General features: G+C 38.8%; 19 protein-coding genes. All 19 read left to right on the top strand.

Annotated features, from left to right (window positions below; translation table 11 throughout):
• The first annotated feature begins 5 nt into the window (after positions 1-5).
• The 19 genes from priA to EO112_RS06410 all read left to right on the top strand — a co-directional run bounded on the left by priA (position 6) and on the right by EO112_RS06410 (position 19,267).
• Positions 6-2,186, top strand: coding sequence for a primosomal protein N' (gene priA / locus EO112_RS06320; protein WP_127010878.1), 2,181 nt, complete (start codon positions 6-8; stop codon positions 2,184-2,186).
• Between the two features lie 8 nt (positions 2,187-2,194).
• The gene (gene def, locus EO112_RS06325; RefSeq protein ID WP_009353453.1) at positions 2,195-2,671 is read left to right on the top strand and encodes a peptide deformylase; all 477 of its coding nucleotides are present in this window, start codon (positions 2,195-2,197) and stop codon (positions 2,669-2,671) included.
• Entirely contained in the window at positions 2,671-3,648 is a 978-nt protein-coding gene (gene fmt, locus EO112_RS06330; RefSeq protein ID WP_127010854.1) for a methionyl-tRNA formyltransferase, read from the top strand. Before def ends, fmt begins: the two co-directional genes overlap by 1 nt.
• Positions 3,641-4,411: a DUF116 domain-containing protein gene (locus EO112_RS06335; RefSeq protein ID WP_127010877.1), complete on the top strand. Its 771-nt coding sequence runs from the start codon at positions 3,641-3,643 to the stop codon at positions 4,409-4,411. Before fmt ends, EO112_RS06335 begins: the two co-directional genes overlap by 8 nt.
• Complete coding sequence (gene rsmB, locus EO112_RS06340) at positions 4,383-5,741, top strand: 16S rRNA (cytosine(967)-C(5))-methyltransferase RsmB (protein WP_127010853.1); 1,359 nt, start codon at positions 4,383-4,385, stop codon at positions 5,739-5,741. The genes EO112_RS06335 and rsmB overlap by 29 nt, the downstream gene beginning before the upstream one ends.
• Positions 5,738-6,787: a 23S rRNA (adenine(2503)-C(2))-methyltransferase RlmN gene (rlmN, locus tag EO112_RS06345; RefSeq protein ID WP_127010852.1), complete on the top strand. Its 1,050-nt coding sequence runs from the start codon at positions 5,738-5,740 to the stop codon at positions 6,785-6,787. Before rsmB ends, rlmN begins: the two co-directional genes overlap by 4 nt.
• Positions 6,784-7,482, top strand: a complete 699-nt coding sequence (locus tag EO112_RS06350; protein WP_062402425.1) for a Stp1/IreP family PP2C-type Ser/Thr phosphatase — start codon at positions 6,784-6,786, stop codon at positions 7,480-7,482. The genes rlmN and EO112_RS06350 overlap by 4 nt, the downstream gene beginning before the upstream one ends.
• Before the next feature lie 11 nt (positions 7,483-7,493).
• The gene (pknB, locus tag EO112_RS06355; protein ID WP_127010851.1) at positions 7,494-9,398 is read left to right on the top strand and encodes a Stk1 family PASTA domain-containing Ser/Thr kinase; all 1,905 of its coding nucleotides are present in this window, start codon (positions 7,494-7,496) and stop codon (positions 9,396-9,398) included.
• A gap of 8 nt (positions 9,399-9,406) precedes the next feature.
• Positions 9,407-10,267 carry a ribosome small subunit-dependent GTPase A gene (rsgA, locus tag EO112_RS06360; RefSeq protein WP_126940751.1) on the top strand — a complete coding sequence of 287 codons (861 nt, stop codon included), beginning with the start codon at positions 9,407-9,409 and terminating at the stop codon, positions 10,265-10,267.
• 1 nt (position 10,268) lies between these two features.
• Positions 10,269-10,916, top strand: a complete 648-nt coding sequence (gene rpe / locus EO112_RS06365; protein WP_126940750.1) for a ribulose-phosphate 3-epimerase — start codon at positions 10,269-10,271, stop codon at positions 10,914-10,916.
• Between the two features lie 4 nt (positions 10,917-10,920).
• Complete coding sequence (gene acpS / locus EO112_RS06370; RefSeq protein ID WP_164723962.1) at positions 10,921-11,283, top strand: holo-ACP synthase; 363 nt, start codon at positions 10,921-10,923, stop codon at positions 11,281-11,283.
• Positions 11,284-11,294: 11 nt separating this feature from the next.
• On the top strand, positions 11,295-12,887 hold the full coding sequence (locus EO112_RS06375; RefSeq protein WP_127163473.1) for an NAD(P)H-hydrate dehydratase: 1,593 nt from the start codon (positions 11,295-11,297) through the stop codon (positions 12,885-12,887).
• Positions 12,888-12,928: 41 nt separating this feature from the next.
• Positions 12,929-13,858 carry a ComEC/Rec2 family competence protein gene (locus tag EO112_RS06380; protein WP_127163475.1) on the top strand — a complete coding sequence of 310 codons (930 nt, stop codon included), beginning with the start codon at positions 12,929-12,931 and terminating at the stop codon, positions 13,856-13,858.
• A 43-nt stretch (positions 13,859-13,901) separates the two neighbouring features.
• Complete coding sequence (locus EO112_RS06385) at positions 13,902-14,450, top strand: NAD(P)H-dependent oxidoreductase (RefSeq protein WP_127062208.1); 549 nt, start codon at positions 13,902-13,904, stop codon at positions 14,448-14,450.
• 90 nt (positions 14,451-14,540) lie between these two features.
• Positions 14,541-15,458, top strand: a complete 918-nt coding sequence (locus EO112_RS06390) for an NAD-dependent epimerase/dehydratase family protein (RefSeq protein ID WP_127163477.1) — start codon at positions 14,541-14,543, stop codon at positions 15,456-15,458.
• Positions 15,459-15,508: 50 nt separating this feature from the next.
• Positions 15,509-16,507, top strand: a complete 999-nt coding sequence (locus tag EO112_RS06395) for a nucleoid-associated protein (RefSeq protein ID WP_127163479.1) — start codon at positions 15,509-15,511, stop codon at positions 16,505-16,507.
• An 8-nt stretch (positions 16,508-16,515) separates the two neighbouring features.
• Positions 16,516-17,004 carry a Cys-tRNA(Pro) deacylase gene (ybaK, locus tag EO112_RS06400; protein ID WP_126940744.1) on the top strand — a complete coding sequence of 163 codons (489 nt, stop codon included), beginning with the start codon at positions 16,516-16,518 and terminating at the stop codon, positions 17,002-17,004.
• Between the two features lie 2 nt (positions 17,005-17,006).
• On the top strand, positions 17,007-17,717 hold the full coding sequence (locus tag EO112_RS06405; protein ID WP_126940743.1) for a viroplasmin family protein: 711 nt from the start codon (positions 17,007-17,009) through the stop codon (positions 17,715-17,717).
• Between the two features lie 98 nt (positions 17,718-17,815).
• Positions 17,816-19,267, top strand: coding sequence for a glucose-6-phosphate isomerase (locus EO112_RS06410; RefSeq protein ID WP_126940742.1), 1,452 nt, complete (start codon positions 17,816-17,818; stop codon positions 19,265-19,267).

A 19,267-nucleotide genomic window follows, 5' to 3' on the forward strand; every position in this document is an offset into this window, starting at 1 on the left:
TTATGATGCGTTTAGGTGAAATTATTATTAATCGTCCTGCGAAACAATTGAATAAACCTTTAACCTATGAAATCCCTGATTCATTAGGGAATGTACCTATTGGAACTCGCGTAGCAGTTCCCTTAGGAGCCTCTAAAGAAGAGGGAATCCTTATAGGTTATTGTGACATAGAAAATCCATCATTTGTGATAAAACCCATATTAGCTGTATTAGATCCAACACCTTGGTTTTCAACGGAAATGCTGAGAACAGCTCGTAAGCTTAGCGAGTATTATCTATGTACCCTTGCAGAAGCATTAAGCTTATTTACTGTCGATAAAAGTAAATTAAAATCTTATGACAGACCTAAAATTGAATGGCTTGTGCCTAAGGATTCCTTTCATGTAGAACTATTTGGAGTGAGGAAACAAAAGCAACGTTTGTTGGCGGAATACTTATTAGAACATGGAGCAATCTCAGTAAGTGCCTTACGATTGGCAGGATTTAGTTTGCCTGTCATTAAGCAAGTAAAAGAATGTTCTCATATCGACATAGATTGGCGGTATGAAATGACGAAAACACGGTATGAGGAAGTTGTGGATAGTATAGACATTCCTTTAACTGAGTCGCAGCAGGCTGTATACGAACCTATTCAGGAGTGTATTGCTAACCAGAAAAGTAAAGCGTTTTTACTCCATGGTGTGACAGGTAGTGGAAAAACACAAGTATATCTAAAAGCTGCACAAGAGACGATTCAACAAGATAAGATTGCTATTATTCTAGTTCCAGAAATTGCCTTAACTACGCAAATAGTGCGACGATTTGTAGAGAAGTTTGGTCAAGAAGTGGTCGTTTTTCACAGCCAGTTAACAAAAGCGGAACGCTATAACAATTGGGAGCGTTTACGTCGGAAAGATAGCCATATTATCATAGGTGCTCGTTCAGCAGTGTTTGCTCCAACAGAAGACATTGGGCTTATTGTAGTTGATGAGGAACATGACCCATCCTACAAACAACAAGATATGACTCGATATGATGCACGCATGGTGGCTAGATGGCGTAGTGAAAGTCATGAATGTCCTATTATTTTTGGGTCTGCTACACCGTCCGTACAGGCTTATTATTTAGCGAGCCAAGGTATCTATGAGTTACTATCTTTAGAGCATCGTATTTTTCATCAACCTATGCCTAAGGTGACTGTTGTGGATATGAAAGAAGAAATGTTCTATGGGAATTACTCTGTATTTTCTATGGCGTTAGATACTTTAATCCAAGAAACACTACAGAAACGTGAGCAAATCATTCTTTTGCTGAATCGTCGAGGTCATAGTACATTTGTCATGTGTCGTGACTGTGGTAAACCTATCCATTGTCCTCACTGTGATATATCTATGGTGTATCATCAAGCGGGGAAGGACTTGCGTTGCCATTACTGTGATCATCATGAAAAAGTGCCTCAAATTTGTCCGCATTGTGGTAGCCATAAAATTAAATTTTTTGGTACAGGCACGCAAAAAGTAGAAGAAGAATTAGCAAAACGTTTTCCACAAGCTAGAATTGCTCGTCTAGATCAAGATACAACTTCTAAAAAAGGAGAATCTCAGCGTATTTTAGAAGCCTTTGGTGCTGGTCAATATGATATTTTGTTGGGCACGCAAATGGTGGCAAAAGGACATGATTTTTCAAATGTTACCGCAGTGGGAATTATTACTGCTGATTCTGTATTGCATATTCCTGTGTATACGGCTTCTGAAAGAACATTTAATTTGCTAACGCAAGCAGCTGGTCGTGCTGGTCGTGGTAATAAATCAGGAAAAGTAGTGGTACAAACCTATAGTCCTGAACATTATGCTATTCAGCACAGCACGCACCATGATTATGTTAGCTTTTATGAGGAAGAAATAGAGGCTCGTAAAGCTTTGTTGTATCCACCAATTGGTGAAATGATACAAATTACCTTATTAGATGAAAAGCTTTCAGTAGTACGAACAAGAGCGACAGAATTAGCCAACACTTTGCGCCAGGCTTGTGAAGGTCAGCGCATTGATATACTAGGGCCCTATGAAAATGGCGCCGCAAAGATACGAGATATGTATCGACTTTGTATTATGATTCGTGGTATTGATTTATCGAATTTAAAATCACACATGTATCATTCAGATATATTTACATTGCCCCATATCTATATAGATGTGGATCCAGTATAGGAGGGACTATGGCAGTTTTAGAAGTCATGAAAACAGGGCATCCTGTGTTAAAACAAATAGCAGAACCGGTAGAGTTCGTAAATAAAAAGATTCGTCAATTATTAGATGATATGGCTGAAACTATGTATAAAACAGATGGTGTAGGCTTGGCGGCACCACAAGTCAACGTATCCAAACGAATTATTGTACTAGATGATGGAAATGGTTTAATTGAAGTCATCAACCCAGAAATCGTGAAAAAAGAAGGTTCTCAAGTAGGCTTAGAAGGTTGTTTGAGCGTACCAGAACTATTCGGCGATGTAGAGCGATATGACAAAATTGAAGTACATGGTATCAATCGAAATAATAAAAAGATAAAAATTAAGGCAGAAGGCTTTTTAGCTCGTATTTTTCAGCATGAAATCGACCATTTAAATGGTATTTTATTTGTGGAAAAGTTAGTGAATCCCAATGAGATTTTTATCCATAAAAAGGAACAACAATAATGAATCCATTACGTATAGTATTTATGGGTACTCCAGATATAGCAGTCCCAACGTTACAGGCTTTAATCGATAGTCCACACACTGTAATAGGTGTATTTTGTCAACCAGATAAGCCGAAAGGGCGAGGTAATAAATTACAAATGCCGCCGACGAAAGAGTTGGCATTAGAGCATGATATTCCTGTGTATCAACCAAAATCCTTGCGCAATGAAGAAGCGGAAGAACTATTACAATCCTTGGCTCCTGATATTGTGGTAGTCATTGCTTATGGAAAAATTTTGCCTCCTTGGCTTATTCATCAGCCTCCTTTGGGGTGTATTAATCTACATGCTTCTTTATTACCGAAATTTAGAGGTGCAGCACCTATTCAATATGCGATTCTTCATGAAGAGTCAGAAACTGGTATGACTATTATGCATATGGACGAAGGATTAGATACAGGTGATACTCTGCTCATGGAACGCATTCCTGTTACAGAAGAGGATACATCTGGTACAATCTTTACAGCTTTGGCAAAATTAGGGGCACAGATGATTGTACCAGCTGTAGATGCTTTACAATTAGGTACGTTAACAAGAGTCCCTCAAAATCATGAAGAAGCTATTGAAACAGGAAAAATTACGAAAGAGATGGGACATCTTAACTTTACAGAACCAGCACATACATTAGCTGCGAAAATAAGAGCTTTCAATCCCAGTCCTGGATGTTATACATTCTTAGAGGGTAAACGGATTAAGTTTTGGCATGCGAAAGTAGACCCTACCTCCAAGTATGCTCCTGAACATTTACAAGGGGCTTGTGGCTATCCTAAAGAGGGGACAATAGTGCATGTAGATAAAGAGTCTTTCAGTATTTTCACTGGTCACGGGGTCTTACGTGTCACAGAAGTGCAGCCTGAAAATAAAAAACGAATGAATGCAGGTGATTTTGCTCGTGGTCATCAGTTAGCAGTAGGAGCTTGCTTTGGCGATGAATAAATCTTATCGTCTATATTTAACAGTGACGGCTGTGGCAATGCTATTGATTTCCATGGTATGGGGTTGGATAGTCTGGATGATGCATCTTAGCTTATCCCAATGGGGACCTGTTGTCGGGCCTATCGTAGAGAGTGCGCTACTACTACCTATATTGATTGGGTGGTCCATGTGGATATACATGGCATTAGTCACAATATATCCTATACAACATCCGATTTTATTGCGACTATCCAATCGTGGGTTATATCTTTTATTTCCTTTGGTCACGGTCTTAGCTAGATGTTTTGGGTATACAAAGGATGAAGTGAGTCAATCCTTGATTGCGTTAATTAATCATCTCGTGAGCACCCAAGTGTATCGCGTGGAACCAGAACGATTATTATTGCTTACACCGCATTGCATACAATTATCTAGCTGTGTACATAAAGTGACTACAGATGTACATAATTGTAAGCGCTGTGGGGGATGCCAAGTAGGAACCTTGCTAGATATTGCAGATACCTATGGATGTCATTTTGTGGTAGTCACAGGTGGTACATTAGCACGTTTAAAAATTAAGGAAATTCGTCCTCAAGCGATTGTGGCTATCGCCTGTGAAAGAGACTTAGTCAGTGGCATGGCAGATGTATTTCCTATTCCTGTGATTGGTGTCTTAAATGAACGACCTTGTGGTCCTTGTTGTAATACGCGAGTCAATACAGAAGACATTAGACTTGTCATAGAAAGGTTACTCTATGGAAACGAAACAAAAGAAAGAATATAAAAACATTCGGCGCCTAGCTATGAAAGCCTTAGTAGATATACATCGAGATAAGAAGTATGCCAATATTGTATTGCCTCAGTATATGATGCAAGAAAGACTAGAGGATTTAGATCGTAGATTCTTTACAGAATTGGTATATGGTGTGGTGCGACGCAAAAACTACTTGGATGCCGTTATCGTTCACTTTACCAAGAAACCGGTTAAAAAATTATCTCCTTTTGTACTAGAAATTCTTAGACTCGGAGTGTATCAATTGCTCTATATGGATAAGGTACCCTCTAGTGCTGCGGTGAATGAAAGTGTAAAGCTTGCCAAAAAAGTGGCACCTGGTACAGACCGTTTTGTCAATGCTGTGCTTCGTAATGTAGATCGACAGCGCGAAGATATTGGAGTAGATGCTTTAGCCACTTCGGAAGCGGAGAGAATTTCCTATATTTATAATCAACCTTTATGGCTAGTCCGTTTATGGATAGAGCAACGAGGTCTAGAAGAAACAATTGATCTCTGTGAATGGTTCAATGAAACTCCATTATTGACAGCGCGAGTGAATACTTTACGAATTAGTCGGTATGATTTATTAGAAGAGCTTTCACAGGCAAATTGGGTGGTAGAGCCTAGTCATATGATTCCAGATGCAATTATCATCAAATCTCACAAAGGACAATTGCAGGAAGCAAAATGGGTACAAGAGGGATTGATGACATTCATGGACGAAGCCTCTATGGCTGTGGCTTATGCAGTACAACCTAAACAACATATGCATATTTTAGATACCTGTGCAGCGCCGGGTGGTAAAACATTACATATGGCAACCCTTATGGATAATACAGGAACTATCGTAGCTACGGATATTCATGAACATAAAGTAGAATTGTTGCAGGCAAATGCAAAACGCATGAAAATATCTAATGTGCAACCACAGCAAGGGGATGCTACAGTTAAAGAAGAACAATGGAAAGAGTCTTTTGATGCGGTACTAGTAGATGCACCATGTTCAGGACTAGGAATCTTACAGAAGAAATTAGATATGCGTTGGAGAAAAGAGGAATCCCAATTACAAGAATTGCCAATGTTACAGCAACAAATATTGCATAATGCTAGTTCCTATGTAAAAGTAGGGGGACATTTGGTATATTCTACGTGTACTATAAATACATTGGAAAATGAAAGGGTTGTAGAAAACTTTTTACGAGAAAACCCTAATTTTGTCTTAGAAGATGTGGCTCCCTTGTTGCCGTTTGCAGCAGAAGGTCCTATGGTTACTTTATTACCGCATGTATATGATATGGATGGATTTTTTATAGCCCGTTTACGTAAGGAGAGAGCATGATAGAATTACTTGGCCTTTCATTGCCAGCATTAAGTAAAGTTGTGACAGATGGAGGGTTTCCAAAGTTTAGAGCGAAACAGATTATGGATTATATTTATCAACGTCACGTATTCTCTATGGAAGATATGTTACAGCTTCCACAGGCAATGCGTGAATGGCTTGCTACACACTGTACAATTACACTTCCTACGGTGGTGCGAGAATCTACTAGTTCTGATGGAAATACGAAGAAATTATTGCTCAGATTTTCTGATGGGCATCAAGTAGAAACGGTACTGATGAAGCAGCACTATGGGAATTCTGTGTGTTTGTCATCTCAAGTGGGATGTGCTATGGGATGTATTTTTTGTGCATCCACTACAGAAGGCCTATTCCGGAATCTGACGGTAGCTGAAATTGTTGGGCAGTTATTATTGTTTGAAAGCATCATCAAAGAAGAAGTCAACTCCATTGTTGTCATGGGATCTGGAGAACCATTACAAAACTTCGATTACACTATGGAAGCATTGCAATTTATTCATGAAAAAGAAAGCTTTAATATAGGTTATCGTCGAATGACTGTATCTACATGTGGTTTAGTACCCAATATTTATCGTTTTGCAGAACTGGAACTACCTATCACATTAGCATTATCATTGCATGCTACTACTGATGAAAAACGAAAAGAAATTATGCCTATAGGGGCGACGTATGCTTTACAAGATGTGCTAGATGCTGTGGCAGAATATTATCGACGGACAGAACGCCGTGTAACCTTTGAATATATTTTAATTAAAGATGTGAATACATCTGAAAAAGAAGCTCATGAACTAGGTAGTATTGCAAAACAATTTCCTCATTGTAATGTCAACTTAATTCCTGTCAATGGAAATGAACATATTAATTTATATAAACCGTCTATGAAAGCAATGCAAGAGTTTAAGTCTATTGTAGAATCCTATGGTGTGTCTGTAACGATTCGTAAGGAAATGGGAGATGAAATCCAAGCAGCTTGTGGACAATTAAAAATACAACATCAACAATCTTTGAAAGAAGGAAGGGTATGATTAGTTTAGGAATTAGTAAAACTGGGCTAGTTCGCCAGCGAAACGAAGATCGCTTTTATGCACAAGGACCGCTGTTAATTGTAGCAGATGGTATGGGTGGATATACTGGTGGAGAATATGCTAGTACTATGGTGGTAGATGCTATTGTAAATGTAGTAGAAAAGTCTAAAGAAGTATCTGCTCATGTATTGCGAAATGCCATACTAGAGGCGAATCATATGGTGTATAGAAAAAGCCAATCTTATAAGGAATTAGAAGGTATGGGAACTACTGCTGTTGTGGCTTATGTGCAAAATAATATTTTATATTGGGCTCACGTAGGAGATAGCCGTTTATATATATATGGCGAAAAAGGTTTACAACGCATGACAAAAGATCATTCTATGGTACAACAGTTAGTAGAAGCTGGAACGATTACAGAAGAAGAAGTTCTTCATCATCCTAATCGGAATATGTTAACCCGTGCGATTGGCGTCTATGAATCGGTAGAAGTCGATACAGGGATGATAGAATTATTTCAAAATGACCGAATCTTACTTTGTAGTGATGGTTTATCTGGTTATATTGAAGAATCCAAGATTGAACAAGTTCTTTCTGAAGAACAAAATGAAAATAGAGCGTTAGAAGATTTAGTGCACCTTGTGTATGATGCGGGAGCACGAGATAATGTGACAATCGTACTAGGACGTATATAAAGAGGTGACTTATGGATAGACTTACATTAGTAGGATTGGTCTTTGACCATCGCTATGAAGTACAGCAAAAAATAGGTGTTGGCGGCATGGCCGACGTATATCTTGGAAAAGATACATTGTTAGGAAGACCTGTGGCCATTAAAATTTTGCATCAAAATTTTGGTAGTGATCAAGATTTTGTGGCTCGGTTTAAGCGAGAAGCGCAAGCTGCTGGTAAATTAAATCATCCCAATGTTGTTAGTATGTATGATGTAGGCTTTGATCAAGGCTTTCATTACATTATTATGGAATATGTATCTGGATGTACATTGAAAGAGTATATTCAACATCATGGTAATCAAGTATCTGTGCAAGAGGCTGTAAAAATAGTAGTAGCTATTGCAGAGGGCTTGGAGCATGCACACATGATGGGCATAGTACATTGTGATATAAAACCGCATAATATTTTAATTACAGATTCTGGCCGTATCAAAGTAACTGACTTTGGCATTGCTCGTGCAATTAATACAGCAGCTACGATGATGTATACAAATTCAGTAATGGGATCAGCTCATTATATTTCTCCAGAACAAGCTAGTGGAAAAAGTATTAATGTGAGTACAGATATTTATTCATTAGGGGTTGTGCTTTATGAATTATTAACGGGAGAAGTTCCTTTTAGAGGAGAGACACCAGTTAGTGTAGCCTTACAACATGTACGTGATCGAGTATTGGCACCACGTATTAAGAATCCACAGATTCCAGCACAGTTAGAGCAAGTTGTTTTGACAGCATTAGAAAAAGAACCTGGTAAGAGATTTGGTTCTATTTCTGAGATGATTCAAGCTTTACGGATGTCTTTAGGTTATCGTGGTAGTACTTCGACACGACCATTACAGCATGACTTTGCTACACAAGTATTACCTCCTATGGAGACAGACACTATGGAAGATGAGGCTGATTCACAAGAAGGAATATTGGCAAAACTTGGAAACTTACCACAAAAATATGTCATTGGTGGTGCTGTTTTTGCCTTTTTGCTTGCCTTTTTATGGGCCTTCTTGAGTTTTGGTAACTTTTGGAGTAATTCCACAGTAGATGTGCCAAACGTGGTGGGCAAACAATTAAGTGTGGCTACACGATTGTTGGAAGAACGACATCTTCGAGTCTCTAGTTCAGAGGTAACTAACTCTGATGTACCTGCAGGGCAGGTTATTTCACAGAGTCCTGAGCCAGGTGAAACAGTAAAAGAACAACGGATGGTTCATTTGGTGGTTAGTAAAGGTGCTGGCGATATAACAATACCAGATCTACAAGGGATGAGTTTTGATCAGGCAAGAGAAAAGTTGAAAGCCTTAGGCCTATCAATTGGTAAGATATCCTATGTAAGTGACACTAGTAAAGATGATGGAGTTATTATTAGTCAAGGCTTACAGCCAGGCGGTAAAGCCTCTAAAAATGCAACCGTAGATATTACGATTAATGAAACAAAATCTACCATGGTAGAGATACCTAATGTAGTGGGTATGACAATTAAAGAAGCGAAAGAAGCATTGGGAAATTTAGGATTAAGCATTAGTAAAATATCAGGCTCTAATGAGGATTCTGCAATTGTAACTGAAGTAAGCCCAGCACCAGGATCTTCCGTAAAACGTGATGAAAGTATTTCTCTAGTAGGGCAAGCAAAAGATGCCAAAAAAGATACTACTAATAGTAAACAAAATGGTACTACAAAAGGTGTAGTAGATATAACCGTACCAAATGGACGTGCCTCCCAGCATATCAAGCTAGTGGTTATTGATGACGATGGCGGTCGTGTTGTCTATGATGGTACAAATGCGCCTGGAGATCGTATTGTGAAAAGTGTATCAGGATCTGGAAATGTACGCGTACAGGTGTACTTAAACAATGCATTAGTGCAAGAACAATCCTTATAGGAGAGACTATGGAACAAGGTGTTGTAATTAAAAATATGAATGGCTACTTTTATGTGCAGACTCCAAATGGAGATGTGCATGAATGTAAAGTGCGTGGTCGATTAAAAAAAGAACGATATTCCCTTTTAGTAGGTGATTCAGTGACAATTACAGAAGATTCTTGGATTGATACGATTGAACCACGAAGAAATTCTTTGCGTAGACCAGCCATTGCCAATATTGACCAAGTCATTGTAGTGGTAGCAGCTAGAGAGCCAGATATTCATCCTCTATTATTGGATCGTTTATTAGTGATGATTCATCATAGTCATATTCCTCCAGTACTAGTGATTAATAAATATGATTTGCATACAGAAGATACGATGAAACTGAAATCTATCTATGAAAATATCGGTTACACTGTACTCTGCACGTCCACATATACTGGTGAAGGGATTGAGGAGTTACGCCATGTATTACATGGTAAAATCAGTGCCTTTGCCGGCCCTTCTGGCGTAGGTAAAAGTAGTTTGCTAAATGCAGTAGATCCGAATTTTGCCTTTCAAACAGGGGCTGTTAGCGATAAGATTAAACGTGGTCGCCATACGACGCGCCATGCCTCTTTATACAGCTTGGATGAAAGTTCCTTTATCATGGATACACCAGGATTTTCAGCTCTAGAGCATACAGGGATGACTGTAGAAGAGTTAGTGCATACATTCCCTGAGTTTGGTGACCATGATAGGGGATGCAAGTTTAGTCCTTGTTCCCATAGTCATGAACCTATTTGTTCTGTGAAAGATGCCTTAGCTAATAGGCAGATTAGTGAGCAACGATACCAATCCTATTTGACGATTAAATCAGAACTTGAAGATCAAAGGAGACGATAAGATGATTCAAATTGCCCCATCTATGTTATCGGCAGATTTTTCTAATTTGCGAGAAGATATTCGTACTATCGAAGAAGGTGGTGCTGACTTATTACATATTGATGTGATGGATGGACATTTTGTGCCAAATCTAACATTTGGTGCTCCTGTGGTAAAAGCATTACGTCCACATACAAAGTTGCCCTTTGATGTACATTTAATGGTAGAAAATCCAGACGATTATGTAGAAGAGTATGCCAAGATAGGTGTGGAGTATTTCACCTTTCATTGGGAAGCTGTGCCACATGCGCATCGTTTGATTCAAGCTATCAAAGCAACTGGTATGAAAGCAGGAGTTTCTTTAAATCCATCTACGCCAGTATCCTTACTGGAAGATATTGCAGAAGATTTGGATTTAATTCTAATTATGAGTGTAAATCCAGGCTTTGGAGGTCAATCGTTTATTCATAATGCAGTGAAAAAAGTAAAACAAGCTCGAGAATTATTCGATTCTGTAGGTAATATAAAAGCTGTTGTAGAAGTAGATGGTGGTATTAACTTGGAAACAGCTCCATTAGTGCGTGAAGCAGGGGCTACCCTATTAGTAGCTGGTTCTGCTGTATTTGGTGCAGCAGATCGTGCAGAGATGATTGCCAAATTACGAGGCTAATATGATTCGAGTAGGCACAGATATTATAGAAATTCATCGCATGGAACAAGCGATTGAACGGGATAGCTTTTTACAACGAGTATTTACAGAATACGAACGAAACTATGCGTGGGGACGTAACAAACAGGCAGCTGCATCCTTTGCGGGTATCTTTGCGGCGAAAGAAGCTTGTGTAAAAGCTTTAGGAACAGGATTTCGTCATGGCTCTTGGCAGAATATTGAAATTACTCACGATGCATGGGGGGCCCCTGTTCTTACTTGTACAGGCTATTTTGGACAACAAATAAAAGCCTTAGGATACGAAACGTTGCAAGTTTCTATTAGCCATTGTCATGAATATGCTACGAGTACTGTCATTGTATATTAGAGGATAGACCTATGCGACTTTTAACACCAAAGCAAGTTAACATAGTAGATCAATATATTGAAAGTTTAGGACTTCCAGTATCTCATTTAATGGAACAAGCGGGACGATCTGTTTTTGAGGTAGTACATAGATACATACAAGAAATAAAGGGGCCAAAGGGAGTTTTATTTCTTTCTGGCATTGGTAACAATGGTGGTGATGCCTTAGTGGCAGCACGATTGCTAACAGAAGTTCCTGAAGTGACTCCCTATGTTGTTGTATGTGGGAATCCAGAAGAAGGGTCTCCTTTGTTTCAACAACAATGGAAGGTGGTACATACTCTAGAAGATACGATTACGATTGTGATTGATGAGATGATGCAGTCTAATAGAAATCTAATACCCTCCCATATATTACAGAATGTCAGTCTTGTGGTAGATGGCGTGTTTGGCACAGGATTTCATGGTGAACTACCCAAACGAATACGATCTATGTTTGAACAATGTAGAGAATGGCGTTCATATAGTGATACTAGAACATGTATTGCCATCGATATTCCTAGTGGGGTTAATGGTCTGACAGGTAGTGCAGATATATCTTCATTTAAAGCAGATGAAACGATTACATTATTAGCCCCTAAAGTGGGAATGTTTTTCTATCCGGCAAGACAATGTGTAGGACATATGAGTATAGGCAGTATCGGATATCCTTTTCCGCATCATGCATTGAGGAAGTCTGATCATAATTGGCCCGAACTCTATTGGAACAATGCAGATTCCTTGAATGTAGAGCCTCGTTCACCTATTGCTCATAAAGGGACCAATGGTCATGTCTATATTGTGGGTGGTTCTCCGGGGATTTATGGGGCACCCATATTAAGCGCTGAAGGAGCTTTACGTAGTGGAGCTGGAAAAGTCACTATACTGTCTGGTATAAATGAGTTAGATGCGTTGCGTTCCTTGAGTCGCCCTGAAATGATGATTTGTGATAGTAGTGATGTAGAACAACTAGATGGGAATAGCACAGTAGTCATTGGCCCTGGTGGTGGCAGAAGCAATAGTGAGAAGAAACATTTACTTCAATGGATACAATCTGTTACAGGTAACCATATGGTACTTGATGCAGATGGGCTTATAGCTATTGCTAGTGATCTATTGCTATTGAAGTATCGCGCCTATGAATTAGGAAAAGATGATTATATTATTGTACTGACACCGCATTTAGGTGAATTTTCTGTTCTTACGGGGAAAAGTATAGAAGAGCTTAACAAAGATCCTATTGGATATGCTAACGAATTTGCGAAAGAACACGGTGTATATGTTGTCCTAAAAGGACAACCAACGATTCTTGCCACTCCATTTGGTAAAATATATCTAACAACGAGAGGTAATCCCTATATGGGAACTGGTGGCATGGGTGATGTATTAGCTGGCATAATTGGTTCTATGTTAAATCAAGATCAAAACCCTATAGATGCTATAAATATTGCTATCTATGCCCATAGTCGTGCTGGAGATCTAGCACTAGATGATTGTGGTCCAGGGTTTACGCCTACAGAGGTGGCACAACGAATTGGTCGTGTACTACGAACGATAGAGGGCTGCAATCAGATTCAACCACTGTAATAACTGTTGTAATATATATATAGGTTAAAAAGTACTTAAAAATGAAAAAAACAATATATAAATATCTGCTCTTGTTAGGTGCCTTGGTAGTAGCCTTGCTAAGTTTATTAGGGTGTGGAAAAGAACTTTCGCAATCTAATGTAAACGCTGCAAAGACTGAAATTAGCCAATCTTTGCAAGCACCGACAGGAACTATGAAGGTTCATGTATTAGACATTGGACAAGGAGATGCAATTTTACTCCAAATTGGGGATAGATTTTCCATGATTGATACAGGTGATATTGAACATAGACCACAGGTGGTAGCCTTACTAAAAAAATATGGTGTGAAAGAATTAGAAAATGTCATTTTGACACATCCTCATGCGGACCATATTGGTGGTTTCTATGCCATCGCTAAAGCAATCCCTATTAAACATGTCTACGATAATGGCATCGACATTGATAGTGGAACGTATAGAACCTATTTAAAAACTATTGATACAAAACAGATTCATCGTGAAACACTTCATACAGGAGATCTTTTAGATTTAGGGAATGGCGCTTATTTTGAGGTTTTTGCTCCTTGGAGTGGGGATATTATGACTGACAAAAAAGGTGAAGTTCATCAAAATAATAACTCCATTGTAGGTAAGCTGACATTTGGTAAGTTTTCTATGCTTATGACTGGTGACGCGGAAAAAGAAGAAGAAGCACGTCTTATTAAAGAGCAAAATACAAAAATGTCTAGTAAAGTCTTAAAAGTGGGACACCATGGTAGTAATGGTTCTAGTCAAAAAGATTTTATTCGTTCTGTTCGACCAGAAGCAGCTGTTATTTCTGCAGGTTTACATAATTCTTATGGACATCCTGGTGAGAAAGCTATGGCACGTTTATTGGAGGAACATGTAGATATCTATCGTACAGATACGATGGGGACTGTTACCATTCGGACAAATGGTACAGACTATGATATCCAACGAGAACGATAATAGAGTGTATTATATAAGGGTCTAAATTAGGGGAGGTATAGAAATGAAAAACATTTTAATTGTAACAGGTCATACCCACGAAGAAAATTCTGTGGCAAACAAAGAGATTCTCGCGTTGCTTAAAGAAAAATATCCTAAGGCTGAGTTTGATCGTTTGGAAGTGCTCTACGGAGATTACAAGATCAATGTAGAAGCAGAACGTGAAAAGCTGCTGTGGGCAGATACGATTGTGATACAGTCTCCTCTATTTTGGTACTCTTTAACATCGCTGATTATGAGATGGTTTGAAGAAGTGTTTGCTTATGGTTGGGCCTATGGAGCAGATACCTATGCAGTAGCCGGTAAGGATATGGTTGTTGGTCTTACCGCCGCTTGTGGTAATGATGAATATGCGTTGTATGGTGATAAAGGCATTACTATTGATGAAATATTTAAAACCTGTGAAGCTACTTGTAAGTTCTGTAAAATGAATTTTAAAGGTGGTGTTTTCACTGGCAATATGCTGTATACAGGTGAAGATGCACAGCTACAAGTGATTCATAGACAAGCAAAAGAACACTGTGAGCAATTAGTTCAGTATATAGACGCTTAAGTGCACCATAGGGTACATACTATTGCGATATACTAGATACGGTGTATAATTTATATTACTAAGACAGTCATTGATACAGGAATGAGGAACATGAATATAATTGTAACAGGCGGTGCCGGTTTCATTGGATCACATCTAGTAGACAGATTGATTCAAGAGGGACATCGTGTACTTGTCATTGACAATTTAAGCAGTGGATTGCGGACATTTGTGAATGAACAAGCTGAATTTTTAGAATTGGATATACGAGATAAAAAGATACATGACGTGTTTGAAGACTTTCAACCGGACTATGTATTTCATGAGGCAGCGCAAACAGTAGTAGCAGAATCCATGGTACATCCAACAGAAGATTGTGATATCAATCTAATGGGACTATTGAATTTATTACAAGCCTCAGTTAAAGTGGGTGTAAAAAAATTCCTTATGCCATCCTCTGCTGCAGTATATGGTGATTTAGAGGTATTACCTTTGACAGAGGAATTGGTAGGAGTGCCTCGTTCTTGTTATGGATTGACAAAATTAACTACGGAAGGCTATTTGCGTATTTACCAAGAATCTTTTGGATTACCCTATATTTGCTATCGCTATTCTAATGTATATGGACCACGTCAAGGCAATGGCGGTGAAGGTGGAGTTGTTAGTATTTTCTGCGAACATGTGGCGAATGGTGAATCTATCAAAATTTTTGGCGATGGAGAACAAACACGTGACTTTGTCTATGTAGATGACGTAGTAGAAGCAAATATATTGGGATTGAATAATGATGTAACAGGGGTTATCAATGTGAGTACAGAAACTGGAATTTCTGTGAATGAATTAATCGACACATTAGAGCACATTGCTGGCACTACGGTAGAACGTCATTATGAAGAACCGCGCATTGGTGATATTAAACATTCTTTATTGAGTACTGCAAAAGCAAAACAATGTTTAGGATATACGCCTAAATGGACATTACAAAAAGGACTGGAAAATACCTATCACTATGTGAAAGATAATAGATAACATCATAAGAGCTTTGCGAAGGCAAAGCTCTTTGTTATTGAGGAGGAACTATGCAAATTAATGCAGCTGTACTAGAAGTGTTTGACTTTACGTCGTCTATGTCGGCCTATTCAGATCATCCTATGGATATTACTGAACCAGAGATACAAAGCTATCTTGAAATGCATGTAATGAAAGCGTTACAAGACCCTGGAGCCAGAACTGGTTATATCTCGGATCAAACACCATGGGGGCGAAAGATCAAACAATTGGAGAATCAAGAAGTAAGCCTTGTAGAGTTTGGTAAAGAACTAGGTGAGACTTTATTTACCTATATGGCACAAGCAATGGACCCTTGTGTACTAGATATGATTGTCTGTGAAGCACAAGGAGAGCAAGCTTACCTTTGCGTTCTTCTTTGTAAAGCCCATGATGGATATACTCACCAATTATATTCAGAAGAGGATGGTTCATTAGCAACAAAATTAGTAGAGCATAGAGTCGTATTACCAACAGTGACACAAAAACTATATGCTTTTGTAAGTATTAAACTTTCTGATTTATCCATTCGTCTCTTTGAGCCGAAAGGTGAATATGATGGAGAGAAAATGAACTTCCTAGAAGAACGAATCTTTCAGGTGACCACGAATCCGTCTTCTAAAGATACAGTGAAAAAAGTACGCACTGTGGTAGATCGAATTTCTAAAGCTCATGAGCAAGATGGTGTGGCAGCTATGGCTAAAACAAAAGAATTACTAGCTAAGAATGCAGAAGTATCTGACACATTAGAAGCACGACATATTATTGAGCAAGTGTTTAGTACGAACCCCATTCAGCGAGAAGCAGCTATGAAAGAGCTAGCAGAAGAAGATTTACTTGAACCATTGCCAGTGAGTCGGACCTATGCTACAAAAGTGGGCAAGCAACATAAAATTAAAACAGATACTGGTATTGAACTTTCATTTCCAGTAGAATATATGAATGATCGTGAGTTTATAGAAATTTCAACGAATGAAAATGGTACCTTGCGCATTGAATTAAAAAATATTTCAAAGATTACCAACAAATAGGGGGTCTAATGAGTAAAAAAGGACATAAAAAAACAAATGCATTACGCATACTAGATACTCACCATATTGACTATGAAGTGTTCACCTACGAATGGTCTGAAGAACGCGGAGCTGGTATACATGTTGCTGAATCTTTGCATATTCCGCCTGAACAAGTGTTTAAAACATTGGTTGGGAAAGGCAATGTAACAGGTCATGTAGTATTCTGTATTCCTGTAGAAGGGGAACTAGATATGAAACAAGCCGCACGAGTGAGCGGAAATAAATCGGTAGAATTGATTGCGGTAAAAGACTTATTACCGTTAACAGGATACTTACGTGGCGGTTGCTCTCCATTAGGGATGAAAAAAGCATTTCCTACCTATTTTGATGATAGCATTACATCCATTCCTATGGTCTATGTCAGTGCAGGCCTTAGAGGAATGCAAGTGAAAGTCAATCCACAAGCATTAGTAGACGTAGTAGGTGGCACGATAGCGCCACTGACAATGGGGTAAGTATGGCAAAGAAATATTATGCTGTTCGAGTAGGGCATAATCCAGGAATCTATGTGACTTGGTCTGATTGTGAAGTGCAAGTAAAAGGCTTTCCTGGGGCGCAGTATAAATCATTCCCTACAGAAGCAGAAGCAAAAGCCTATATGGGCTCTATAGATATACCTAAGTGTGCAGAGATTAAAGCGGCTAGAAACGGTACAAAGAAAACATCTGCTAGTGCGTCTAAAGGTATGAGCGTAGGTGAATACCTTAAGACACAGACTGATAACATAAGTCAAATCGTAGAATCAGATCCTTGTGAAATTCGTGCTTTTATCGACGGCAGTTTTGATAAGCGAAAAGGTGTGGTTGGCTCTGGAGGGGTTATTCTTCTTGGTGCAGAAGAAGTAGAATTTTCTCTTTCGAGTACAGAACCGAATCATGTGGCCTATTGGAATGTGTCTGGGGAATTATTAGCAGCACTTCATGTAGTGGATTATGCACTAGACCATGGGTATACATCATGCTCTCTCTATTATGATTATATGGGCATTGAAATGTGGGCTACAGGTAGATGGAAAACAAATAATCCATTAACAACTAACTATGCGAAACGAATGAAAGAAGCTAGCAAACAACTTCGTATCGATTTTCATAAGGTAAAAGCTCACTCTGGTATCGCCTATAACGACCGTGCAGATGCATTAGCAAAGAAAGGAACGCTACTAAAATAACACTGGTAGGAAATTTCTCATAAAATTCCTTTAATCTCTCCATGATTTGATGTACAATAAAAGTACGATTACAATCATACTGTACATAGGAGGAAACTATGAAACGGATTCAATTAGACTCTGGTTTTGTTTATGATTATACAAATATGATGTTACCTGGTGGGGTGACGGAAGCAGATGTAACAAACTTAGGCACTGCGATTTCTGATGCCTTAGCAGCAGCGGAAGAAACTCGTCATCATGGTGTTGTAAAAGGCCATCTATCCAAAGATGGAGAGCCTGAATTAGTACTTTTTCCACAATTGCCGTATGTAGTGGAAGGCCATATTAACAACCCAACAGTGATGGCTCGCCTTGATGCTTTGAAAGAAAAGAAGGTTAGTACTGTAGTCAGCTTTGGTATTGGTGGTTCTTTCCTAGGTGGAAAAGTATTATTTGACGTACATTGTGGGGAGTTTTGGAACTCCATGAGTGATGAAGAACGTAATTACCGCCCACGTATGTATTTCAGTGGTAATAATGTTGACCCTGTACGTACCCAAGAATTAATCAAGCAATTACAAAGAGAATGGAAAGAGCAACAATTTTTAGAAGACCATGCCCATGTACCTAATGAGTATAAAGTGCTATTGGTGCTAATTTCTAAATCTGGTTCTACTATTGAACCAATGACAAATTTCATGATTGTGAAAGAAGCTCTAGAAGTAGCAATGATTAATTATGAAGTGCTAGTAGTGACAGATCCAAGAGATGATGACAAAGAAACGTTGTTACATAAGTTAGCTGTTGCAGAAGGTTGGGGAGACTCCATCTTCGCTGTACCTGATGGCATTGGTGGTCGTTTCTCTGTGTTCTCAGAAGTAGGGTTGGTAATCGGTGCTTTATTAGGATTTGACATTCATGATTATTTAGAGGGGGCTAAAGCAGCAGATATAGCAGCTAAAGAACAAGATGTCTGGAAGAATCCAGCCTTGTTAAGTGCTGTGTTAAAATATATTGGCTCTGAACAATATGGTCGTCATATTGAAGTATTTATGCCTTATGCAGATCGTTTGAAATCCTTATCTGAATGGTATGTACAATTATTAGCGGAATCCTTAGGTAAAGAAAAAGATGATAAATCTGGACACTATGGTCGTACTCCAATTGTAGCGGTAGGTACTACAGACATGCATGCCCAAACACAGGAACATCAAGAAGGTCGCTATGATAAAGTTGTATCTTTTGTAGATGTAGAAAATTGGCATGTGAATCTAACAGTGCCACATATGTATGACCAATATAGTAAACTAGAAGCTTTAGCCGGTCTTGACTTAGGATTTATCAATCGTGCGGCCTTGGCATCTAATGCAGAGTCCTTAGCCAGTGATGGACGATTTAATGGGACCTACCAAGTTCCAACCATGAATGCCTTCCACTTGGGAGAATTGATGTTTACTATGTGCTGGGCCATCTACTTTGAAGGACAATTGGCAGGGGTGGATGCTTTCAATCAACCAGGCGTAGAAGTGTATAAAAAATTATTAGGACCTAAACTTTCAAAAGCATAG

Origin of the sequence: Veillonella sp. VA141 (assembly GCF_003992175.1) — a bacterium.
Taxonomy (GTDB): domain Bacteria; phylum Bacillota; class Negativicutes; order Veillonellales; family Veillonellaceae; genus F0422.